Annotated in this window: 19 protein-coding genes; 10 read left to right on the plus strand and 9 right to left on the minus strand. The window is 62.4% G+C overall.

The annotated features are described in order from the left end of the window. Window positions 1-26: 26 nt before the first annotated feature. A complete protein-coding gene (locus LCU97_RS04590) occupies window positions 27-923 on the minus strand; it encodes a LysR substrate-binding domain-containing protein (RefSeq protein WP_053150705.1) in 897 nt (298 codons plus the stop codon). A gap of 107 nt (window positions 924-1,030) precedes the next feature. Here LCU97_RS04590 and LCU97_RS04595 point away from each other — a divergent pair, with 107 nt between their 5' ends. From LCU97_RS04595 to nahK, 5 genes are all read left to right on the plus strand, one after another. Continuing rightward, window positions 1,031-2,428, plus strand: coding sequence for an MFS transporter (locus LCU97_RS04595; RefSeq protein ID WP_053150708.1), 1,398 nt, complete (start codon window positions 1,031-1,033; stop codon window positions 2,426-2,428). Further along, entirely contained in the window at window positions 2,425-3,699 is a 1,275-nt protein-coding gene (locus tag LCU97_RS04600) for a glucarate dehydratase family protein (protein ID WP_053150711.1), read from the plus strand. Before LCU97_RS04595 ends, LCU97_RS04600 begins: the two co-directional genes overlap by 4 nt. Window positions 3,700-4,005: 306 nt before the next feature. Continuing rightward, window positions 4,006-5,190, plus strand: coding sequence for a porin (locus LCU97_RS04605; RefSeq protein WP_232775688.1), 1,185 nt, complete (start codon window positions 4,006-4,008; stop codon window positions 5,188-5,190). A 177-nt stretch (window positions 5,191-5,367) separates the two neighbouring features. Further along, on the plus strand, window positions 5,368-6,531 hold the full coding sequence (nosP, locus tag LCU97_RS04610; RefSeq protein WP_053150719.1) for a nitric oxide-sensing protein NosP: 1,164 nt from the start codon (window positions 5,368-5,370) through the stop codon (window positions 6,529-6,531). Next, a complete protein-coding gene (nahK, locus tag LCU97_RS04615) occupies window positions 6,461-9,097 on the plus strand; it encodes a hybrid sensor histidine kinase/response regulator NahK/ErcS' (RefSeq protein WP_408636346.1) in 2,637 nt (878 codons plus the stop codon). Before nosP ends, nahK begins: the two co-directional genes overlap by 71 nt. An 84-nt stretch (window positions 9,098-9,181) precedes the next feature. Here the strand turns inward: nahK and LCU97_RS04620 are convergent, their stop codons facing one another. The 6 genes from LCU97_RS04620 to LCU97_RS04645 all read right to left on the minus strand — a co-directional run bounded on the left by LCU97_RS04620 (window position 9,182) and on the right by LCU97_RS04645 (window position 14,370). Then, entirely contained in the window at window positions 9,182-9,847 is a 666-nt protein-coding gene (locus LCU97_RS04620) for a response regulator transcription factor (protein ID WP_053151254.1), read from the minus strand. 55 nt (window positions 9,848-9,902) lie between these two features. Next, on the minus strand, window positions 9,903-10,436 hold the full coding sequence (locus LCU97_RS04625) for a PQQ-dependent catabolism-associated CXXCW motif protein (protein ID WP_053150725.1): 534 nt from the start codon (window positions 10,434-10,436) through the stop codon (window positions 9,903-9,905). 246 nt (window positions 10,437-10,682) lie between these two features. Beyond that, window positions 10,683-11,474: an ABC transporter permease gene (locus LCU97_RS04630; RefSeq protein WP_053150729.1), complete on the minus strand. Its 792-nt coding sequence runs from the start codon at window positions 11,472-11,474 to the stop codon at window positions 10,683-10,685. Beyond that, window positions 11,471-12,202 (minus strand): ABC transporter ATP-binding protein, encoded by a 732-nt coding sequence (locus LCU97_RS04635; protein ID WP_053150730.1) that lies wholly within the window; start codon window positions 12,200-12,202, stop codon window positions 11,471-11,473. Before LCU97_RS04635 ends, LCU97_RS04630 begins: the two co-directional genes overlap by 4 nt. Beyond that, window positions 12,199-13,179 (minus strand): YVTN family beta-propeller repeat protein, encoded by a 981-nt coding sequence (locus LCU97_RS04640; protein ID WP_232775690.1) that lies wholly within the window; start codon window positions 13,177-13,179, stop codon window positions 12,199-12,201. The genes LCU97_RS04635 and LCU97_RS04640 overlap by 4 nt, the downstream gene beginning before the upstream one ends. Window positions 13,180-13,206: 27 nt before the next feature. After that, window positions 13,207-14,370 (minus strand): ABC transporter substrate-binding protein, encoded by a 1,164-nt coding sequence (locus LCU97_RS04645; RefSeq protein ID WP_232775691.1) that lies wholly within the window; start codon window positions 14,368-14,370, stop codon window positions 13,207-13,209. 428 nt (window positions 14,371-14,798) lie between these two features. On the opposite strand from LCU97_RS04645, the gene LCU97_RS04650 reads away from it, so the two are divergent. Both LCU97_RS04650 and LCU97_RS04655 read left to right on the plus strand, forming a co-directional pair. After that, entirely contained in the window at window positions 14,799-16,058 is a 1,260-nt protein-coding gene (locus LCU97_RS04650; protein WP_232775692.1) for a HAMP domain-containing sensor histidine kinase, read from the plus strand. Continuing rightward, the gene (locus LCU97_RS04655) at window positions 16,055-16,693 is read left to right on the plus strand and encodes a response regulator (protein ID WP_232775693.1); all 639 of its coding nucleotides are present in this window, start codon (window positions 16,055-16,057) and stop codon (window positions 16,691-16,693) included. The genes LCU97_RS04650 and LCU97_RS04655 overlap by 4 nt, the downstream gene beginning before the upstream one ends. 35 nt (window positions 16,694-16,728) lie before the next feature. Here the strand turns inward: LCU97_RS04655 and LCU97_RS04660 are convergent, their stop codons facing one another. Both LCU97_RS04660 and exaA read right to left on the minus strand, forming a co-directional pair. Continuing rightward, window positions 16,729-17,373 carry a pentapeptide repeat-containing protein gene (locus tag LCU97_RS04660; protein WP_232775694.1) on the minus strand — a complete coding sequence of 215 codons (645 nt, stop codon included), beginning with the start codon at window positions 17,371-17,373 and terminating at the stop codon, window positions 16,729-16,731. 81 nt (window positions 17,374-17,454) lie between these two features. Beyond that, window positions 17,455-19,311, minus strand: coding sequence for a quinoprotein ethanol dehydrogenase (gene exaA / locus LCU97_RS04665; RefSeq protein WP_232775695.1), 1,857 nt, complete (start codon window positions 19,309-19,311; stop codon window positions 17,455-17,457). A 252-nt stretch (window positions 19,312-19,563) separates the two neighbouring features. Here exaA and pedF point away from each other — a divergent pair, with 252 nt between their 5' ends. Genes pedF through LCU97_RS04680 form a run of 3 tightly spaced genes read left to right on the plus strand, consistent with a single transcriptional unit; the run spans window position 19,564 to window position 21,675 of the window. Next, on the plus strand, window positions 19,564-20,025 hold the full coding sequence (gene pedF / locus LCU97_RS04670; RefSeq protein ID WP_053150752.1) for a cytochrome c-550 PedF: 462 nt from the start codon (window positions 19,564-19,566) through the stop codon (window positions 20,023-20,025). A 5-nt stretch (window positions 20,026-20,030) separates the two neighbouring features. After that, on the plus strand, window positions 20,031-20,906 hold the full coding sequence (locus LCU97_RS04675; RefSeq protein WP_232775696.1) for a substrate-binding periplasmic protein: 876 nt from the start codon (window positions 20,031-20,033) through the stop codon (window positions 20,904-20,906). Window positions 20,907-20,916: 10 nt separating this feature from the next. After that, window positions 20,917-21,675, plus strand: coding sequence for a quinoprotein dehydrogenase-associated SoxYZ-like carrier (locus LCU97_RS04680; RefSeq protein ID WP_053150758.1), 759 nt, complete (start codon window positions 20,917-20,919; stop codon window positions 21,673-21,675). Window positions 21,676-21,691 lie beyond the last annotated feature (16 nt).

A 21,691-nucleotide genomic window follows, 5' to 3' on the forward strand; every position in this document is an offset into this window, starting at 1 on the left:
GGAATAGCCCAACGCCGTGGTTGATGTCACATTCCTTCGCGAACCGCCCCGCGGATCCCGTCCAGCAACATGGTGAACGCCGGATTGTCGTTGTCCTCGCGCCATACCAGATGCAATTCGCTCTGCACCCCTTCGCCCAAATCGATCTCGCGAAACACCACCTGTTTGAACACCACGCTGGTGGCACACCGGGGCACCAGCGCCAGGCCCATGCCGGCGTTGACCAGCGCAAGGATCGTCAACGATGACCCCAGCCATTGCACGAATTGCGGCGCGACCCGCGCCGAGCGGAGCATGCCTGTGAGCAGTTCGTTGAACGGCGGGTAGGCGGAGTGGGAGTACATGAGGAAGGGTTGGGCATCGAGGTCTTGCACATTGACGGATTCGGCGCGGGCCAGCGGATGGCCGGCGGGCACTGCCAGGACGAAGGGCTCGCGCACCAGGCATTCGGTGGCGTAACCGGTTTCCAGTAGCGGCGAGCGGACGATCCCGAGGTCGATGCGGCGGGCGCGCAGGGCCTCGTGTTGCTGGTAGGTGTTCATCTCCGACAGGACGATCTTGACCTGGGGCTGCTTCAGCCGGGCCTCGGCAATCACTTTGGGCAGGAATTCATACACCGCGCTGCCGACAAAGCTGATGGTGACCGAGCCGATGTCGCCTTGGGCGAATCGCCGCGCGGCCACGGCGGCCTGTTGTGCCTGTTGCAACAGGTTCTGCGCTTCGATGAAGAATGCCCGACCGGCTGCCGTAAGGGCCACGCTGCGGGTGCTGCGGGTGAACAGCTCGACGCCCAGGTGATGCTCGAGCAATTGGATCTGCCGGCTCAGCGGTGGCTGGGTCATGTTCAACCGTTCGGCGGCGCGACGAAAATTCAGTTCAGTCGCCACGGTGGTGAAGCAGCGCAGTTGGGCGAGTTCGAACATTGATTCAATCCAGGTATCAATCAAGTGCCAAGTTAGATTAGACGGAAACAATATGCCCCGTCCATCATCGAGCCGTTCCCCACAAAAACAATGATTGGGAGGCTCCCTTGAGTAACGTATCGGACTCCACGCATGACAGCACCCTGGCGCTTGCCGCCGCCAAGGTCAAACGTCATGTCCTGCCCCTGGTGGTGGTGATGTTCATCGTCAACTACATCGACCGGGTCAACATCGGCTTCGTGCGCAGCCACCTGGAAACCGACCTGGGCATCGGTGCCGCGGCCTACGGCCTGGGCGCCGGGCTGTTCTTTGTCGGCTATGCGCTGTTCGAAGTGCCCTCCAACATGCTGCTGCAACGCTACGGTGCTCGCGCCTGGCTGACGCGGATCATGTTCACTTGGGGCGCGGCGGCAATGGCAATGGCCTTCGTGCGCGGCGAAACCAGTTTCTATGTGTTGCGTTTCATCCTCGGCGCGGCGGAGGCGGGCTTCTTTCCCGGCATCATCTACTACTTCACCCAATGGTTGCCCGCGAACGAACGCGGCAAGGCCATGGCGATTTTCCTCAGCGGTTCGGCGATTGCCTCGGTGATTTCCGGCCCCGTGTCGGGTGCCTTGTTGCATATCAGCGGCATGGGCCTGCATGGCTGGCAGTGGATGTTCCTGATCGAAGGGTTTGCCTCCATCGTGCTGTGCGGTTTTGTCTGGTTCTGGCTGCAATCGCACCCTAGCCAGGCCAGATGGCTGACGGCCGAAGAGAAGACCGTGCTGATTGCCACCATTGCCGAGGAGCAACGGGCCAGGGAAGCCGCCCAGGTGATCAAGCCGTCGATGTTCAAGCTGTTGGCCGACCGTCAGATTGCATTGTTCTGCTTCATCTATTTTTCCATCGCCCTGACCATCTACGGCGCCACGTTCTGGCTGCCCAGCATGATCAAGAAAATGGGCGGCCTGGGGGATTTCCAGGTCGGCCTGCTCAATTCCATCCCGTGGATCATTTCCATCGTGGCGATGTACGGCTTCGCTGCCCTGGCCAGTCGATGGAAATTCCAGCAGGCCTGGGTCGCCGTGACCCTGGTGATTGCGGCGTTCGGTATGTTCATGTCCACCACCGGCGGACCGGTGTTCGCCTTCGTTGCGATCTGCTTCGCGGCCATCGGTTTCAAAGCAGCGTCGGCGTTGTTCTGGCCCATCCCGCAGGGCTATCTGGACGCCCGTATCGCCGCGGCGGTGATTGCCCTGATCAACTCCATCGGCAACCTCGGCGGTTTTGTCGCCCCCACGGCTTTCGGTTTCCTGGAACAGACCACCGGCTCCATCGAGGGCGGTCTGTACGGGCTGGCCATCACTTCGCTGATCGCCGCCGTGGTGATCTTCTTCGCCCGGACGACGCCGGGGCGTGACACGCCCAACTCCTTGTCCGGTCGGCGCGAAACCGTCGAAGCCGTCGACCCGCCGGAAAAAAACCAAGCCCTGAACCCTGGCCCATCGGGAGCCGCTGTATGAAGATCAAACGCGTCACCGTTACACCCATTGCCTTTCGCGATCCGCCCTTGCTCAATGCCAGCGGCATCCACGAGCCGTTCGCACTGCGCTCGATCATCGAGATCGAGAGTGACAATGGCTACATTGGTCTGGGAGAAAGCTATGGCGATGCGCCGGCCCTGGCGATCCAGCAACAACTGCAGAGCCAGTTGATTGGACTGGACCCGTTCAACCTCAACCAATTGCGAGCCATCGTTCAGGCCACCGTGGCTGCGCAGAGGCCGGCCAGCGTGGCCGGGGCGGAGCTGGCGCCGGGGTCTCATGCGAGCAAGGCGGTCAGCAATGCTTACTCAGCCTTTGAAGTGGCATGCCTGGATCTTCAGGCCCGATACCTGAACGTTCCGCTGGTGGATCTGCTGGGCGGGGCGATTCGCGACGAAGTGCCGTTCAGCGCTTATCTGTTTTTCAAGTACGCCGAACACATCGATTCACCTTACCCGCCAGACAGCTGGGGTGAGGCCCTGGATGAGCAGCAGATCGTCGCTCAGGCCCGGCGCATGATCCAGGATTACGGTTTCAAGAGCATCAAGCTCAAGGCCGGCGCCCTGGAACCGGAGCATGAGGTGGCGTGCATCAAGGCCTTGAAAAAGGCGTTCCCCGGCTACCCGCTGCGCATCGATCCGAATGCCAACTGGTCCCTGGAAACGTCCATCCGCATGGCCGAATTGCTGGGCGATGACCTCCAGTACTACGAAGACCCGACGCCGGGCCTGGAAGGCATGGCCCAATTGCACAAGCGAACCGGTCTGCCGCTGGCAACCAACATGGTGGTGACCGACTTCGACGAGTTCCGCCGCAGCGTGGCGCTCAACAGCGTGCAGATTGTCCTGGCGGACCACCATTACTGGGGCGGGCTGAGGGACACCCAGGCACTGGCGAAAATGTGCGCCACCTTTGGCCTGGGGGTATCGATGCATTCGAACTCGCACCTGGGCATCAGCCTGATGGCCATGGCCCATGTGGCCGCCGCCGTGCCGAACCTGGACTACGCCTGTGACACCCATTACCCATGGCAGGAGCCGGACGAAGAAGTCATCAAGGGCGGCAAGCTGCCCATCGTCGATGGCTGCGTGAAAATAACCCGGGCGCCGGGCCTTGGGCTGGAGCTGGATCGTGATCAACTGGGCAAGCTGCATGACCAGTTCCTCAGCTGCGGCATCCGCCAGCGTGACGATGTGCGGCAGATGCAGCGCTATCGGCCGGATTGGAAAATCGTCAAACCCAGGTTCTAAAGCGTAGACATCCATCGCCCGGGTGGCTACCTCCACGGTGGGAGCGGACTTGCTCGCGAATGTGATGTATCAGCCAGCACATTTTGTGACTGATTCACCGCTTTCGCGAGCAAGCCCGCTCCCACAGGTGGATAGGGTTGGGCCTGAAGTATTGCGCCTCCGAGCATTGCAGTCTTACGCCCAAACAACCGCGCCGGCCCGGCGCTTCCAAAGCAGTCGCCATTTACCTCCAAGGCAGCGTATGGCGCCGCCACCAGCCTTTCGATAATCGCCTCCGACATCCCGTCCCCTGTTGCGGAGCGCGCCATGCACAACAATAAAAATACCCGCCACCATTTTTTTTCTGCGGTCATCGCCAGCCTTTCGACCCTTGGGCTGACGCCCTGGGCCCAGGCCGAAATCATGCTGTACGACAAGGACCAGACCACGTTTTCCACTGACGGCTACATCAATGCCTTCTACGTCAACAGTGACGTGGACCGCGCCGGTGAGCAGTTCGATCGTCGTCAGTCGCGGGTCAAGATGGGTTTTTTGCCCAACTACCTGGGCTTCAACATGGGCAAGCAGGTCGATGACCTCAAGCTTGGCGCCCGTGCGTCATTCTGGGTGACCATCAACGACAGCGAAACCAACGGCACCGACACCGCTATCGATGTGCGCCAGTTCTACGGTACCGTCGCCAATCCCGAATGGGGCGAGGTGTTGATTGGTAAGGACTTCGGCCTGTTTGCCCGCTCCAATATTCTGCTGGACGAACTGTTGGCCGGTTACGGCCAGGTCAGCGACACTCTGGGGTTGGTGGACGGTGGCGGTGTGTCGTTCGGCAACATCGGCAGCGGTTATCCCTATCCGTTCCCGACGTCGCAAATCACCTACCGGACTCCTGTGATGGATGGGCTGCGAGTGGCGGTGGGGATCATGGATCCGGTGGACACCAACGACAACAGCGCCACCGGCAAGGCCTACCAGGAAAACCCACGCACCGAGAGCGAGATTACCTACCAGTTCGACCTGGGCGGGGCGAAGATATACAGCTGGCTCAACGGCAGCTACCAGACGTCGGAAAACACCGACTCCACGGTCGAATCGGTGACCTCCAAAGGCCTGGGCTACGGCGTCCAGGCCAAGATGGGTGGGCTGTCGCTCACAGGCTCCGGGTTTCAGGCCAAAGGCATCAACCCGTTCTTCACCAACAACGCCGGCGAAGCCACGCTGCGTAACGTCGACAGCAAGGGTTACCTGCTCCAGGGCTCGTACAAGTTGGGTAAAAACCGGCTGGCCCTGTCCTACGGCAAGACCGATGACGACGGCAACGGCGTGGTGGGCAGCGGTGCCGATTACGAAACCCGCGGCATCGCCTTGTTCCACGACGTCAACGACAACCTCAAGCTCGTGGCCGAGTACAACCAGTTCGAAATCAACGGCCACGACACCAGCGCCCAGAACGAAGACACCGACACTTTTGCGGTGGGGGCGGTGTTGACCTGGTAACCCTATAGAACGGCTGTAAAGGCTATTCGGATCGGGTTTTTGAAGGCTCCAGCCGTGCGCATCGCGGCCGGGGCCTTCGCTGTTCTCCTCCCATGGAAGCGCCCACCCGCTACCCAAGTAGCATTCGTCGCCCCGGCTCGGCTTCGTACACTCAAGGCTCTCACCACGGAGGCAACCATGCAGCAGGCCCAGAACGAAGGCGTGGTCAGCGCGATGTCCCAGGCAACGGATGTCCAGCAAGCGGCCCAGGAACTGGCGCGTCAGTTGCTGCATCCCTACCTGGGGTTCGTGCTTTTTTTCTGTTCCGCCGAGTACAATCTGCCCGCCCTGGGCCAGGCGCTCTCGCAAAGTTTCGGTGGCATTCGCCTGGTGGGTTGCACCAGCGCGGGGGAGATCACCCCACAGGGGTACGGTCGCAACTGTGTGACGGCGGTGGGGTTCGATCACCGGCATTTTTCCATTGCCGCCGAATTGATCGGTGAGATGGAGCATTTCAGCCTGATCGACGCCCAGCAGATGGTCGAACGGCTGGCCGGCGCTTGTCGCAGCAATGCCCTGGCACCGATCAAAGGCCATAGCTTTGCGCTGACCTTGCTGGATGGCCTGTCCAGCCGTGAAGAAATGGTCCTGGCGGCGTTGAGTGCCGCCCTGGGAGACATTCCGCATTTCGGTGGTTCGGCCGGCGACGACAATTACCTGACCCATACCCACGTGTACTTCGAAGGCCAGTTCCACAGCGGTGCGGCCGTCGTGGTGTTGATCAACACCTGGCTGGCCTTTGAAGTCTTTACCACCCATCACATCCTGCCCCGGCAGGAGAAACTGGTGGTGACCGGTGCCGACAGTACCTCTCGCCGGGTCTATGAACTCAACGCCGAACCCGCCGCCGAGGAATACGCCCGGCATATCGGCGTGCCGGTCAGCGGCCTCGATTACCGGGTCTTCGCGGCGCATCCGCTGGCGGTGCGCATCAACGATCAATACTACGTGCGGGCCATCCAGCAGGTGCACCCGGACCTGAGCCTGAGTTTCTACTGCGCGGTGGAGAACGGCATCGTCCTGACGGCCATGACTCCCGGTCCCTTGCTGACCAACCTGCAAGACCTGTTCGAAGGCTTGCAGGCACGCCTCGGCGATCTCTTGCTGACCATCGGTTGCGATTGTTTCCTCAGGCGTCTGGAGCTGGAGGACCGTGGCGGCCTGGAGCAAATCGGGCAGTTTCTGCGGGAACAACGGGTGATGGGCTTCAACACCTACGGAGAACAGTTCAATGGCATGCACATCAACCAGACCTTTACCGGAGTTGCCATTGCCCGACATCGCGTCCCCGGCCACCGCTGACCTGCAGGCGCAAATCGCTCACCTGCAGCACGAAAACCGTAAGTTGCGGCGCATCAACGAGGCACTGATCGAGCGGGTGGAATCCGGCGTGACCCGAGGCAGCGATCCGTATGCGGCATTCCAGCATTCGGTGGTGTTGGCCGAACAGGTCCGCGAACGCACCGACGCGCTGAACCAGGCCATGGCCGAGCTCAAGGCCGGCAATCACTTGCTGGGCGAGGCGCGGCTGCGGGCGGAAACGGCCCACCGACATCTGATCGACGCCATCGAGAGCATTTCCGATGCATTCGTGCTGTTCGATGAACAACAGCGCATCGTGTTGTTCAACAGCCGTTTCAAGGCATTCTGGGCCCACAGTCGAGTGCGCATCATCGCCGGGATGCGACTGGGCGAGGTCAAGCGCCTGATGACCGCCAACGGCTTGTTCAGCGAGGAAACCCGGGGGCCGGGCGATGAGCATGTGCTGTACCGTTTGCAGAACGGGCGCTGGTTGCAGGTCAGCGAACGGCCGACCCAGGAAGGCGGACGGGTGATCCTGTTCACCGATATCACCGACGTCAAGCTCAGTGAAACCGTGCGCCGCGAACAGGCTGTCGCGCAGAAATCCCATTTGTTGCAGCGCGCGGTGGACAACCTCTCCCAGGGCGTGGCGATGGTCAATGCCCAGGGCGTGCTTGAATTGTGGAACCGTCGCTTCCTGGAGCTCAGCGGCCTGGCACCAGTGGCGGCCCACCGGCCGTTCAACGAGGTGATCGCCGACAGCGAACTGCAACTGCTGACCCCCGCCAGCCGCGACAGCAACGGTCGATTGATCCACGAGTGCGAGCAGCGCCTGTCCGACGGCCGGGTCCTGGAAATCCGTACCCATCCGCTGCCCACCGGCGGCTACGTCAACACCTTTACCGACATCACCGAGCGTTATCAGCACGCCGAAGCGTTGAGTGAAAGCGAGCGCTGGATCCGGCTGATCACCGATCACGTCCCGGCACTCATTGCCTACCTCAACGCCGATCTGGTCTATGAGTTCACCAACAAAGTCTACGAGCAGTGGTATTGCTGGCCACGGGGCGTAATGCTCGGCCAGAGCCTGCGCGAGGCCCACAGCGAGCAGCATTACCAGCGCCTGGAGGCTTACGTGGCCCGGGCATTGGCGGGTGAAAGCGTGACGTTCGAATTCGCCGAAACCAACATCAACAACCAGGAACGCTACATGCTGCGCTCCTACGTGCCGAACCGGCTGGCCAACGGCGAGGTGGTGGGGATCTTCGTGCTGATTCGCGACATCACCGAGCGCCGCCGCACCGCCGAGGCGCTGCATCAGGCTTATCAGAACCTGGAGCAGCGGGTCCAGGAGCGCACCGCCGAGCTGACCACCCTCAATGATCAATTGCGACGTGAAATCGACGAGCGCAGCCGGGTGGAGGTGCGCCTGCGCGAAGCCAAGCAAGAGGCCGAGCAGGCCAACCTGTCGAAAACCAAATTCCTCGCGGCGGTCAGCCATGACCTGCTGCAACCGCTCAACGCCGCCCGGTTGTTCACCAGCGCCTTGCTCGAACGCCGTGAGCCGGTGGCGAATGCTCAACTGGTGCGCAATGTGAGCAATTCCTTGCAGGACGTGGAGAATCTGCTCGGTACATTAGTGGACATTTCCAAACTCGATGCCGGGGTGATCAAGGCGGATATCGCACCCTTCGCCCTCAGCGAATTGCTGGAAAACCTGGCCGCTGAATATGCGCAGGTGGCCAGCAGTGAAGGCCTGGAACTGCGCTTCGTGCCGTGTTCGGTGCTGGTGCGCAGCGATATGCAACTGCTCGCACGGATCTTGCGCAACCTGTTGAGCAACGCCATTCGCTACACCCCCAGCGGCAGAGTCGTGCTGGGATGCCGGCGGCACCGCCAGCGCGTCTCGATCCAGGTCTGGGACAGTGGCATCGGCATCGCCGAGGAGCGCCTGGAGGAAATCTTCCAGGAGTTCAAGCGCGGCGACGTGCAGCGCCCGGACCAGGATCGCGGGTTGGGCCTGGGGCTGGCGATCGTCGAAAAGATCGCCGGCATTCTCGGGCATCGGATCCAAGTGCGTTCATGGCCGGGCAAGGGTTCGATGTTCGCCATCGATGTACCCTTGAGCGCCACCGCGCCCAAGCCGCAACCGTGCCTGGACATGAGCGAACCCATGCTCGAACGCTTGCGTGGCGCGCGAGTCTGGGTGTTGGACAACGACGCGGCGATCTGCGCCGGTATGCGCACGTTGCTCGAGGGGTGGGGGTGCCGGGTGGTGACTGCGTTGTCGGAGGAGGATCTGGCGCGTCAGCTGGACAGCGATCACGCCGAGGTGGACCTGCTGATCGCCGACTATCACCTGGACCATGACCAGAACGGCGTGGACGCCGTGGCGCGGATCAATGCCCGGCGGGCCACGCCGATCCCGGCGATGATGATCACCGCCAACTACAGCAACGAACTCAAGCAGCAGATCCGCGAACGCGGCCACACCCTGATGCACAAACCGGTGCGGCCGATGAAGCTCAAAACGGCGATGAGTCACCTGTTGGTCCGGCCTCAATAGCGCAGGTTCTTGTGGGAGCAAGCTCAGCTCCCACAGGATTGAACACTCTGCGAAACATGGAACTGCGCAAAGGGATATTGCGGCTCAGCGCCTCAGATAAGCCCCGAAATCGATGTCCCCCGCACTGAGGATCGCCTGCACCCGGTTGTGCACGTTGAGCTTGCGCAAAATGGCCGAGACGTGAGCCTTGACCGTGGTTTCGGCAATGTCCAGCGTGTAGGCGATCTGTTTGTTCGACTCGCCCTTGGTCATGCGCTCGAGCACCAGCAATTGCTTGCGGGTCAAGGCCTGGAGCAGTTCGGGCGGGAAGGCCGGGGTTTCGCTCAGGCGTCGACCTACCGGGTTCTTCTGGGTGCGGATGATGTCCGGTGGCAGGTACACGTTGCCGTTGAGGATCTGCTCGATGGCGTCGGTCATCTGTGAGCGCGGCGACGATTTGGTAATGAACCCTACCGCGCCGTAGGTGATGGCTTGCAGGACGATCTGTTTGTCCTGTTCGGCGGAGACGATCACCACGGGTATGGTGGGCGCTTCGTTGCGCAGGTTGATCAGGCCATTGAGGCCATGCATGCCGGGCATGTTCAGGTCCAGCAGGATCAGGTCCAGGTCGTCGTGCTCGTGGGTCAGGGCCAGGGCGCTGTCCAGATCGGCGGTTTCCATCACCTCGCTGCCGGGAAAACCGTCGCTGATGACGTTGTGGATGGCTTCGCGAAACAGTGGGTGATCGTCGGCTATCAGGATTTTATACACGGCCATTCACCTCGTTATTGTGTTGGGGCTGGAGCGGTTGCACGCACATTCAGGATCAAGGAAAGGGCTCGGGCCGGGCCGCTTGCAGGGGCAGGTTGGCCGCCTCCCAGGCATCGAGGCCATCACGGTACCAATACAGATGCTTATAGCCCATGGACGCGGCGCGTTTTACCGCGTTCCAGCTCAACCAGCAATCGGAGCGGCAGTAAAAGACCAGCGGTCGATCCGCGCGCCCAGCGGTGGCTTTGCGCAGGTAATGGACGAAGTAATCCCGCCAGGCGGGATCCAGATTGCCGTCGCCGGTATTGGCCAGCCACAAGCTGCCGGGAAGGTTGGCGTGGGGCTCATTGTCGATGAATTGCCCCTGCACCCAGGGCCTGCGGTAGACATCGATCAGCACCGGAGGCGGGGTTTGCCCCAGCAGTTGCTGCAACGCCTGGGTATCGATGGTTTGCGCGCCTTGCGCCACGGCGGGCGTCGGGCTGCGATACCGGTCGATGCGGTATCCCTCGGGAGAGAACAACGAGGTGTCGGCTTGCGCGACACACAGCCACAGGCAGGGCAAGACGATCGCCAATGAACGGAACATAGGGATTGATCCTTATTGTTATGCGTCCATTACATGCCAGGGTGGCGGTCTTGTGAATGCGACCATAGACAGGAAAACCAGTACTAAAGTCGTAAAAATGAGTGGAGGATCATGGATCCATCGACATGCGCGAATTTGTGGGAGCGGGCTTGCTCGCGAATGCGGTGTGTCAGCTAACGACCGATGTCACCTGATCCACCGCTTTCGCGAGCAAGCCCGCTCCCACACGGAATTAGAGGCAAACCGTCAGCCAGCCTTGCGCACCGCCGCATGCTGCGGATTGAACGTCCACACCGCCAGCAGCGCGAAGACCAGGGTCAAGCCGGCACAGACCGTCATCGCCAGCAAATTGAATTGCCCATACAGGGCAAAGCGCACCAGTTCCACGCCATGGGTGAACGGATTCACCGCGCAAAGCCAATACAGCCAGGGGCTGGCCTCAAGCATCTTCCACAGCGGATACAGCGCCGAGGACAGGAAAAACATCGGGAAGATCACGAAGTTCATGACCCCGGCAAAGTTCTCCAATTGCCGTATGGCATTGGACAGTAGCAACCCCAGGGCGCTGAGCATCAGGGCCACCAGCAACAGGGCCGGCAGCGCCAGCAACAGGCCCATCGCTGGCGGCTGGACGCCGTACAACCAGGCAATGGCGAGAAAGGCATAGACCTGCAACAGCGAGATCAGCGAAGTCGCCAGCAGTTTGCTCGCCAGAAGGAAGGCGCGGGGCAGGGGGCTGGTCAGCAGGACGCGCATGCTGCCCATCTCCCGGTCATAGACCATCGACAACGACCCCTGCATGCCATTGAACAACAGGATCATGCAGGCCAACCCCGGCACGATGTATACCTCGTAAGGAATGTAGGTGTCGTAGGGCGCGATGATGGCGATGCCCAATGCCGCCCGGAAACCCGCAGCGAACACCAGCAGCCACAGCAACGGTCGGACCAGAGCACTGAGCAGGCGCGTGCGTTGCAAGACGAAGCGCAGCCATTCGCGCATCACGATGCCGCGCAAACACTGCCAGTACGCGTTCATGGGTGGGCTCCCACAGCGGTCAATCGATTGAAGGCTGAGCCCAGGGTTCCGCCGTACTCCAGGCTAATGACCTCGGCGGGACCGCTGGCGACGAGGCGGCCCTGATGCAAGATCAACAACGTATCGCTGGGTTGCACTTCATCCAGCAGGTGGGTGGTCCAGAGCACGCTGATGCCCTGTTCGCGGCAGAGTTGGCGAACGTGTTGGCCGAGGGCCTGGCGGCTGGCCGGATCAAGGCCGACGCTGGGTTCGTCCAGCAGCAACAGACGCGGCTCGTGGAGCAGCGCCCGGGCGATTTCCACCCGGCGACGATGTCCACCGTTGAGATTGCGCACCCGTTCGTGGCGCCGTTCGGTCAGTTCCTGACGGGCCAGCTCAGTGTCGATCCGGACGCTGCCCTCGCGTCGGGACAGGCCATGCAGCGCGACGTGATAACGCAGGTTCTGCTCCACGCTCAAATCCAGGTCCAGGGTGCTTTGCTGGAACACCACGCCCAACTGGCGCAAGGCCGGGCGGGGCGAGGTTTGCAAAGAGTGACCGCCGACGCGGATCTCGCCGCATTGCACGTCATAAAGGCGCGTGAGCAGCGCGATCAACGTCGACTTACCCGCTCCATTGGGCCCCAGGAGCGAGGCGAATTGCCCGGCGGGCAGGCTGAAATCCAACTGCCGGAGAGCGTCGCGTGTACCGTAGGCGAAGCTCAGGTCGCTGACCTGCAAGGCGTTCATGGTGTCACCACCACGCCCCAGGGATAGCGCCCGACCTTCACCGACTTCAGCACTTTGCGGCTCTGCACGTCGATCACCGAGACGTCACCGCTGACGCCGTTGGTTGCCAGCAGCTGACGCTGGTCCGGGGTGAACGCCAATTGCCAGACCCGCCTGCCCACCAGCAGGTAATCCAGCACTTCAAAGGTCTTGGCGTCGATAACCGCCACATGGTTGGCCGGGCCCAGGGCGACGAAAGCGAGCTTGCCGTCGGCGCTGAGCTTGATGCCCACCGGCTGCACCTTGTCTGGGTGCACGCCCTTGATCTGGAACGTCAGGGTCTTGAGCACCTGGCGCGTGGCGACATCGAGAATCGTCAGAGTGCCGCCGATCTCCGCCGACGCCCAGAGCTGGGTGCCGTCGCGACTGAACTCGACGAAGCGCGGACGCTGGTCCACCAGGGTGTTGTCGGCCAGCGTCTGGGTACTGGTGTCGATCCAGTGCAACATGTTGGTGGTTTCGCTGGTGTTGACTGCCCACTTGCCGTCCGGGCTCACGGCCATGCCTTCGGGCTCGACACCCACGCCGATCTGGCCCAGCACTTCGGAGGTCTGGGTGTCGATCACTGTGACCAGGGCATCGTCTTCATTGGAGACGTACAGCCAGCGGTCGTTGGGGTGCAGAGCGAACTGTTCCGGGTCTTTGCCCGAGGGCAGCTCCTTGATGATTTTGCGCGTCGCCACGTCCATCACCTGCACCCGGTCCGAATCGCTGGCGCAGATGTACAACAGCCGATTGTCGTGAGACAGCAACAGCCCTCGGGGGCGCTGGCCCACCGGCAGCGTCTCGATGACTTCCAGGCTCTGCAGATCGATCAGGCTCAGGCTGTTGTCTTTCTCGTTGGAGACCCAGGCGATGCTGGCGCCGGCAGGGCTGGCGGCGAACAACGCGATGCCCAGGGACAGGGCTTGGCAGGCTTGCAGCAATGGGCGACGCATGGCGGTTTCCTTATTGTTGTTATCGGATCAGGGGTAACGGCAGCTCACTTCGGGGCGGTCGTAGCCCAGGCTGTCCATTTCGTTGGACGGATGCAGGAAGCCGTCCTGGGGCGAGGTGCTCACCAGAGCCCGAGGCTGTACCAGGGGAATCGGCTGGCGCAGTTGCCCGTTCCAGGGGCGGTAGCTGAGTTTGCGTCCCTTGAATCCGTCCAGCGGCAACTGATCGCTCAGGGCCAACTGGCGGATCGCGAGAGCATCGTTCTGGCGCAGTTTGCTGACGGCGCTGGCGATGCTGCGCACGGCGATCCAGGCGGCAAAATCGCGGTCGTTCATCCAGCGACCGGCCAGGGATTCAAAGCGTTTTTGCAGTTGGGCCGCGCCGTAGGTTTCCACGGTTTTGTGCCAGCCGGTGGGCACCAGCCCCTGGGTGCCGGCCACCGGACGCGGGTACCAGGTCTGGTAGGGCAGGTATTCGCCGAAGTCGCCGCGTTCATCCGCCACCAGCACGACGTCGTATTCGGCGGTCTGGGTGAACAGCGGCATGTCGGCCTGGGCGCTGCGGCGCTGGTCGTTGTCGAACTGCCAGGCTTTTTCGGCGACCACCGTCATGCCGAAGCGCTTCATGGCCCGCCGCAGGGCGGTCGCGTAGGCCTGGTCGTCGGGCGTCTGGCCGACGATCAGCAGTGCCCGCTGCCATTTGCGCACGACACTGAATTGCACCAAAGCATCGGCAAGCATGGCCCGATCGGGCAGGCTGTGGAGTACGTTCCCCAGGCATTGCGTGGTGCGCAGACTGTCATCGGGGCTGCCCGCGTTGAACAGCAAACTGTCGGGCATGGCGGCACTGAGCTGGCGCAGGCTGGCGGCCGGGGCGTTCACCACGAACAACCGCAGCCCCTGGTCATGCTGGGCGCGGGCCGCCTGGAGCAGCGCTTCGGGGCTGTCGACGCTGGCGCTTTCCAGGCGGTAATCGTGCTTGAGGAAACGTCCGGTGCTGTTGCTGTCGATGATCGCCAGTTCAGCGCCACGTAGTCCGGCGTCGGCAGGCTCAGCGATCACGTTTGAGAGCAGCGGGCCCGGATCGGGACGGTAACCCAGGTAGCCGATACGCACCTGCAACGGCGCCGCCTCATCCGCCTGGGCGGCGACTGCAAGAAGAGTAATCAAGGTGAGACTGACGAGCCGACGCATAACACCTCCACTACAGGTAGCGCCAGCATAGGAAGCACGCGCCCATGGGGAAATATGCAGAAAGTATCGCCGGTGCAGTACCAAGGTAGTAACCCGCCGCCGGGCCCGGGGTTCTAGGATGCAGGGCATTGTCATTCATCAGGGAGCGGACGGACTGTGCGGACTTTCAAAGCGCTGCTGTTGCCGTTGTTGCTGGTCCTGAGTTTGATCGGGGTTGATCGGTTGTCTGGAAAACAGGGATCGTGCGGTGAACACGAAACCTGCAAACACCCGCGGCCCCCTGTGGGAGCGGGCTTGCCCGCGAAGGCGGCGGCACTGTCCACCTCTATGCAAACCGATCGACCGTTTTCGCGAGCAAGCCCGCTCCCACAAGAGGGATGTGTCTGGCGCTGGGGGTGTGAGTTCAACCCGGCAATGGGGTACTGACCATGTCTGCTCTGTGGCGCATCAACCTCTGGGTCACGGCATTCTTCGCCCTGGTCACCCTGGCCTGTGCGCTGCTGCTGTTGCATCAGGCCGTGGCCGACGTGAAGCGCGAGTTGCAATCAGCCGAATCCGTGGTGCATTACCTCAAGGAAACCGCCGAGCGCGATCCGACGAGCCTGCAGCCACGGCTGACAGGCAGCTTGCGCCATGTGCGGGTGCGTTGGCTGGGGCCTGGAGAGGTGTTCCCGATACCGGACGAAGAGGGGCCCAAGGGCTGGGTCGGGCGATGGCTGCTCGACGACAGTCCTATGGCTCAAGTGGTGCAGTTGCGCGACGGGCGACGGGCCTGGATTGCCGTCGATCCACGAGACGAAATCGACGAGATCCTCGATTCGCTGGTGCAGTTGCTGGTTGTCTGTGCCATGGCCCTGCTGCTCAGCCTGCTGGTGATTCGCTGGGCGGTGGACCGGGTCATGCGCATGCTGGATCAGTTGCTGGGGGCGCTGCGCCAGGTATCGAGCGGCGACCTGCGAGTGCACCTGCCCGCCGAAGGCATCCCTGAGGCGCGACAGTTGGCAGGGCATTTCAATCGAATGACCGCCGCCCTGGCCCAATCTCGGGCCGATAACACCCGGCTCACCCAGGCGCTGCTGGCGGTGCAGGAGCGTGAGCGTACCCATTTGGCCCAGGCGCTGCACGACGACCTGGGCCAGTATGTGGCTGGCATCCGCGCCAGGGCCTGTCTGCTGCGCCTGGTCACCGGTCAGCCTTCGGTACTGGAGCAGACGGTCAGTCAGCTGGAGCACGACTGCGAGCACTTGCAACAGGGATTCCGGGCGTTGGTCCATGATCTGTACCCGGTGGTGCTGCAACACTTGCCGCTTGGCGAAGCCATTGGCTTGCTGGCGCGGCAATGCCAGGACACCCATGGCATCGCCTGTGAGTTACGCATCGCGGATGCCTTGCCACCGTTGTCGGGACCGGACAAGACCCACCTGTATCGCCTGTTGCAGGAAGCACTGACCAACGTTGCCCGCCATGCCAACGCGACCCATGTACGGATCCGTTTGCGTCAGCGTGCCGGCCGTCTGCGCCTGCTGGTTCGCGACAACGGCCAGGGCGCCCTCCAGCCGTATCGACCGGGCGTGGGCCTGCATTCGATGTGCGAGCGGGCCCGCAGCCTGGGCGGCGAATTGCGCGTCATCTGCCGGCCCGGTGCAGGCTGGGCACTGGCCTTGAATATCCCTCTGGAGGCACGATGAACATTTTGTTGGTGGACGACCACGCGGTGGTTCGGCAGGGCTACGCTAGTCTCCTGCGGGCCTTGATGCCGGATTTGCATGTCCGGGAGGCAGCCACCGGAGAAGAGGCGTTAAGCCACGTGCAGGAACAGGTACCGCATCTGGTGATCATGGACTTCGGCCTGCCCGGTATCAGTGGCCTGGAGACCACGCGGCGCCTGCGCCAGCGCCTGCCGCAACTGCGGGTCCTGTTTTTCAGCATGCACGATGAATTGCCGCTGGTGCGTCAGGCACTGGACGCCGGTGCCTGCGGTTATCTGACCAAGAACTCGGCGCCCCAGGTGCTGGTGGAGGCGGTGCGCCGGGTATCGGCCGGCCACGCCTATATCGAACAGTCCCTGGCGACCCAATTGGCTTGCGCCGGCCCCCGGCAAAACACCGACCCGCGCCTGCAAAGCATGACCCAGCGTGAGCTGGAGATTTTCGTCATGCTCGCCAAGGGCACACCCGCACGCACCATCGCCGAGCAGTTGTGCATCAGCGCTAAAACCGTGTCGAACCATCTGACACTGCTCAAGAGCAAGTTGCAGGTCAGCTCTCATGCCGAGCTGGTGCATCTGGGGATCGACCTGGGCTTGGTGCGGGTGGCGGGGTAAAAAACCTATAGAACTCATCCTGTGGCGAAAGGCTCTCATCGGTCCCAGGATTCCGGACATCCTTTGCAATCCTGCATGTTTGCATCTTGGAAGTTCCCGTAATGCTGACGCGAGCCACTCAGGTCGGCCTGTTCCAGGTTGCTTTCGCCGAACTTGGCTTCTTGCAGGTTGGCGTCGCGCAGGTCGGCGCCCTTGAGGTCGGCTTTGCTCAGCCAAGCCATTTCCAAGTCGGCCGCTTGCAAGTTGGCTCCGTGCAGTCGCGCGCCGGATAAGCGAGCGAACTGAAGATAGGCTGCGCTCAGGTCGGCACGCTGGAGCTGTGCACCTTGAGCAAACAGCCCCCAGCCCTGGATGGCCTTGAGCGTCGCACCGGTGAAGTCGGCCAGGCGCAGGTTACTTTGCTGCAGACTGGCACGGGTCAGGTTGGCGCCCTGCAGTCGGGCGCGCTCCAGATTCGCCAGGTCCAGCCTCGCGTGCCGCAGGTCGGCATCCCGTAGATCGGCACCGCTGAGGTTCATCTTGCGCAGGTCCTGGTTGGCCAGCCGGGCACCGCGCAGGTTGGCGCCGGGGCATTGGCTGGATTCGGCGATGACGCAGCCGTTGAGGATCAGGGCCGCGTCGGAGTCTTCGGCATGGGCACTAGAGGCGAGCAGCACCAATGCCAGGGGTAAGTAATTCATGGCAGTAAACTCGGTTGACCCTGTGGGAGCGAGCAAGCCCGCTCCCACAATGGGGAATTGGGTTGAGGTTCTGAGAGCGTGCTACTTCTGCGCCGTCGCCTTATCCCAACTCGGAATCTTGAACGCCCAGAACGACCCGCCCTGGGCCACCGGCTTGGTCAATTCGGCCATGTCGCCGCCCCACAGCGGTACGGCGCCGCCATAGCCGACGGTGACGCCGATGTACTGTTCGCCGTCCTGCTCCCAGGTGATGGGCGGGGAGACGATGCCGCTGCCGGTCTGGAATTTCCACAGCTCCTGGCCGGTTTTGGCGTCGAAAGCCTTGAAGAAACCGTCGCCGGTGCCGGTGAACACCAGGTTGCCCTTGGTGGCGAGCACGCCGGCCCACAGCGGCAACGGTTCCTTGTGTTCCCAGACGACCTTGCCCGTGGTGGGATTCATCGCCCGCAGGCTGCCGACATGATCGTCATACATGCGCTTGATGCGAAACCCCATGCCCAGGTAGGCCGAGCCCTTTTTGTAGTTCACTTCCTCGGTCCAGTACTCTTCCTTCCACTGGTTACCGGGGACGTAGAACAGCCCCGTGTCCTGGCTGTAGGCCATGGGGTTCCAGTTCTTGCCGCCGAGAAACGGCGGGGACACTTCCACCGGCTTGCCCTTGGTTTCGCCGGGCAACGGTTTGGCCGGGCGCTGGCCGGGATTTTCCACCGGGCGGCCGGTTTTGAGGTCGATGTGGCTGGCCCAGGTGATGTTGTCGACGAAAGGAAAGGCGTTCTGCAACTTGCCGTTGTTGCGGTCCACGACATAGAAGAAGCCGTTGCGGTCGGCATGGGCGGTGGCCTTGATCACCCTGCCATCCTTGTCCTTGTAGTCGAACAGCACCAGCTCGTTGTTGCCGGAAAAATCCCAGGCATCGTTGGGCGTGTGCTGGTAGAACCATTTCACCTCGCCAGTGCTGGGATCGACACCCACCTGGCCGGAAGTGTAAAGGCTGTCGTAATCGCGGGGATTGCCGTCCTTGGCCGTGCGGGCCCAGGTATTCCATGGGCCGGGGTTGCCCGCGCCGACAATGATGGTGTTGGTCTCGGGGTCGAAACTGGCGCTCTGCCAGGGCGCGCCTCCGCCGTGGCTCCAGGCCTCGACCTTGCCGGTTTCGGTGGTCTTGTCGTCGGGCCAGGAGGGCGCCTTGACGTCGCCGGTCGGGGTGCTGTCCTTGCCGTTCAGGCGGCCCATGTGGCCTTCGACGAAGGGCCGCATCCAGACCTCTTCACCCGTGTCGGGATCGCGGGCGAACAACTGTCCGACCACGCCGAACTCATCGCCGGAGCTGCCGTGGATCAGCAGCACCTTGCCGCTGCTCTTGTCCTTGATCAGCACCGGGGCGCCGGTCATGGTGTAGCCGGCGGAGTGATCACCGAATTTCTTGTTCCATACCACTTTGCCGGTGTTTTTATCCAGGGCAACCACCCGCGCGTCCAGGGTGCCGAAGTAGATTTTGTCGCCATAGATGGCCGCGCCGCGATTGACCACGTCACAGCACGGGCGAATGTTGTCGGGCAGCCGGTGGTTGTAAGTCCACAGGCGCTTGCCGGTCCTGGCGTCGAGGGCGAACACCCGGGAATACGAGCCGGTGACGTACACCACGCCATCGCTGACGATGGCCTGGGACTCCTGGCCACGCTGCTTTTCGTCGCCGAACGAATAGGACCAGGCAGGGGTGAGCTTGAAGACGTTCTTGTCGTTGACCTGGGCCAGCGGGCTCCAGCGTTGGGCGTTGGTGCCCATGCCGTATTGCAGCACGTCCTGAGGGGTCAGGTGGTCGTTGGCGATGTCTTCCCAGCTGACGGCAGCGCTGGCCAGGGAGCTGAACGACAAGCTGCCGGCCAGCAGCAGGGCGGCGCTCAGGGCGCAGAGGGCGGGTGGGTTTTTTATTGTCATGGTGGGCATTCCCAGTGAGGTTTTGGCCTGACTAGGTTGGGTCGCGCCGGGGCCTGGCCGATACGGAAAAAATCCCGCCCTTGCCGGGAAGTCTTCCCGAACCGCCTGTCTTTGCGACCTGCGTCGGAGGGCTTGCTACCAAGGAACTAGGACCCGCGCACCAAAGCAGCATTCGGCTGGCGCGACACGGTTCCTAAGATGACGGCACGGCCTCTGCGAAGAGGTCTTGCGTGTAATCCAGAGGGCATAACAATGACAACAAAACGCAACGCCATCATCGCTACCGCATTGCTGATGGGGCTGATCGGCGCAGGCTCCGCATGGGCCCATGGCAACGTAGTGCCCCAGGCAGTGGAAACCAAGGGCTTGACCCCCATCAAGGACACCAACCTGCCATTGGACGCCGACGGTTGGGCTTCCCAGAACCCCTATCGCAATTCTCCCGAACGGGACCGGGCCGTGGAGATCGGCGCCTCGGCGTATAACCAGAACTGTGCGGCGTGCCATGGCCTGGAAGCCAAATCCGGCGGGATTGCCCCCGACCTGCGCATGCTCGATGCCGCCGAGGCCGGCGACGAATGGTTCGTCGAACGCGTGCGTCACGGCGCCGTACGCGACGGTCGGGTCTACATGCCGAAAATGGCCGATTACCTGAGCCAGGAAGCCTTGTGGGCCGTGCGCACTTATCTCGACAGCGTGCACGTCGAGGAGTGATCGCCATGCGCCTGTTCGCGTGGGTGATTTGCAGCCTGCTGCTGTGCGGCCAGACGGTGCAGGCGCAGGTGCGCAGCTACGATCAGATGATCGCGGCCGGTGAGTTGAAAGTGGCGGTCTACAAGGACTTCGCGCCCTACAGCTTCGAAGAAAACGGCCAGCCCAGGGGCGTCGATGTGGAACTGGCCCAAGCCTTGGCCAAGGCAATGGGCGTACGCCTGAAACTGATCTGGGCGCCTCCCGGCGAGAAGCTCGATGACGACCTGCGCGATTACATATGGCGCAGCAGCCCGCTGCACGACCGACAATTGGCCGACTTGATGATGCGCGTGCCTTACGATCACGATTACGTGCAAAGGCGTAACGATGTCGGCGAGTTGGAAAATGCCCAGGTGGTGATGTTCGGACCCTATCAGCAGGAGCGCTGGCAGGTGGCGTATGACCGTCGGCGGCTGGATTCGGTGGGCAGCGTCGCAGTGTTCCAGCAGCACCCCATCGGCGTCGAAGTCGACAGCGTGCCGTCGTTCTACCTGACGTCGGTGTTCAACGGCATGCTCAGCGCCAGGACTCACCATTACCCCAGTGTCAGCCAGGCGTTCAAGGCGATGCAGGCCGGGAACGTCGACGCGGTCATGGCCATGCGCGGGGAGGTCGACTGGCAGGTGCACGAAGCAGGCGACCCGCAACTGGCCCTGGCGGAAAACGCCTACCCGAACATGGGCAAGCAACGCTGGGAAATCGGCATGGCGGTGCATGAGAGCAACCGGCAACTGGCCTATGCGGTGGAGGAGGCGCTGGAAGGCTTGATCCGCGACGGCAGCGTCAAGAACCTCTACGCTCATTACGGCCTGCGCTACGAAGTGCCCGAGATGTATCAATAGGAGCGCAGGGATGAAAGGGCTCGCGTGTTGGCTGCTGGCGTGCGGCTTATCGACGATGGCGACGGCTGCGGTGGAGCCGGGAACGGACCCGGTGCCTTCGGTGATGTGGGCGTTCTATCACAAGCAACTGCTGGCTGACGCACCGTTCGTGTTCGATGACCGGGTCCGAGTGGTGGCGCCGCCCTTCGCCGAAGATGCGCGCCAGGTGCCGTTGGAAATCGATGCCCGTGCCTTCGCCGGTGATGTGGTGCGGGTACTGGCCTGGGCCGAGTTGAACCCCTTGCCGAAAATCGTCGATTTTCAACCGGGGGATCGTGTACTGCCCTGGCTGTCGATCCGCATCCGCATCGAACAGGCCACCCCGTTGCGTGCCGCCGTACAAACCCGCGACGGGCTTTGGCATGTCGGTTCGACTGTGATCGACGCGGCCGGAGGTGGTTGTACCGCGCCCAGTGTGGTGCGCACCCAGCCGGGCTGGGAGGAGCATCTGGGCGAAGTGCTCGGTGCGCGCTATCCCCGGGGCGACACCAGTCGACTGCGGCTGCAGGTAGCCCATCCAATGGACAACGGCCTGGTGAGCGGCATCCCGGAGTTTTTCCTCAACGAGGCCCGGCTGTTGGACGCCGACGGCGGGGTGTTGGCGCGGCTGGAGCTATTTCCGGCGGTCAGCGAAAACCCCAACCTGGGCTTTGACATCCAGGGCCCCGGCCAAACTCGCCTGTTGCTGCGCGATAACAGTGGCAACGCGTTCGAGGCGGCCATTCCCTGACCATAAGGAGCGTCCC

It is taken from the genome of Pseudomonas uvaldensis, assembly GCF_021271205.1.
Taxonomy (GTDB): domain Bacteria; phylum Pseudomonadota; class Gammaproteobacteria; order Pseudomonadales; family Pseudomonadaceae; genus Aquipseudomonas; species Aquipseudomonas uvaldensis.

What these genes read in the sequence shown, in the direction of transcription:
- pedF (WP_053150752.1), top strand. Translation starts at nt 19,564, where the DNA reads ATGACAACAAAACGCAACGCCATCATCGCTACCGCATTGCTGATGGGG.
- LCU97_RS04645 (WP_232775691.1), bottom strand. Translation starts at nt 14,370, where the DNA reads ATGCGTCGGCTCGTCAGTCTCACCTTGATTACTCTTCTTGCAGTCGCC.
- nosP (WP_053150719.1), top strand. Translation starts at nt 5,368, where the DNA reads ATGCAGCAGGCCCAGAACGAAGGCGTGGTCAGCGCGATGTCCCAGGCA.
- LCU97_RS04655 (WP_232775693.1), top strand. Translation starts at nt 16,055, where the DNA reads ATGAACATTTTGTTGGTGGACGACCACGCGGTGGTTCGGCAGGGCTAC.
- nahK (WP_408636346.1), top strand. Translation starts at nt 6,461, where the DNA reads ATGGCATGCACATCAACCAGACCTTTACCGGAGTTGCCATTGCCCGAC.
- LCU97_RS04640 (WP_232775690.1), bottom strand. Translation starts at nt 13,179, where the DNA reads ATGCGTCGCCCATTGCTGCAAGCCTGCCAAGCCCTGTCCCTGGGCATC.
- LCU97_RS04660 (WP_232775694.1), bottom strand. Translation starts at nt 17,373, where the DNA reads ATGAATTACTTACCCCTGGCATTGGTGCTGCTCGCCTCTAGTGCCCAT.
- LCU97_RS04650 (WP_232775692.1), top strand. Translation starts at nt 14,799, where the DNA reads ATGTCTGCTCTGTGGCGCATCAACCTCTGGGTCACGGCATTCTTCGCC.
- exaA (WP_232775695.1), bottom strand. Translation starts at nt 19,311, where the DNA reads ATGACAATAAAAAACCCACCCGCCCTCTGCGCCCTGAGCGCCGCCCTG.
- LCU97_RS04590 (WP_053150705.1), bottom strand. Translation starts at nt 923, where the DNA reads ATGTTCGAACTCGCCCAACTGCGCTGCTTCACCACCGTGGCGACTGAA.
- LCU97_RS04635 (WP_053150730.1), bottom strand. Translation starts at nt 12,202, where the DNA reads ATGAACGCCTTGCAGGTCAGCGACCTGAGCTTCGCCTACGGTACACGC.
- LCU97_RS04600 (WP_053150711.1), top strand. Translation starts at nt 2,425, where the DNA reads ATGAAGATCAAACGCGTCACCGTTACACCCATTGCCTTTCGCGATCCG.
- LCU97_RS04680 (WP_053150758.1), top strand. Translation starts at nt 20,917, where the DNA reads ATGAAAGGGCTCGCGTGTTGGCTGCTGGCGTGCGGCTTATCGACGATG.
- LCU97_RS04605 (WP_232775688.1), top strand. Translation starts at nt 4,006, where the DNA reads ATGCACAACAATAAAAATACCCGCCACCATTTTTTTTCTGCGGTCATC.
- LCU97_RS04625 (WP_053150725.1), bottom strand. Translation starts at nt 10,436, where the DNA reads ATGTTCCGTTCATTGGCGATCGTCTTGCCCTGCCTGTGGCTGTGTGTC.
- LCU97_RS04630 (WP_053150729.1), bottom strand. Translation starts at nt 11,474, where the DNA reads ATGAACGCGTACTGGCAGTGTTTGCGCGGCATCGTGATGCGCGAATGG.
- LCU97_RS04675 (WP_232775696.1), top strand. Translation starts at nt 20,031, where the DNA reads ATGCGCCTGTTCGCGTGGGTGATTTGCAGCCTGCTGCTGTGCGGCCAG.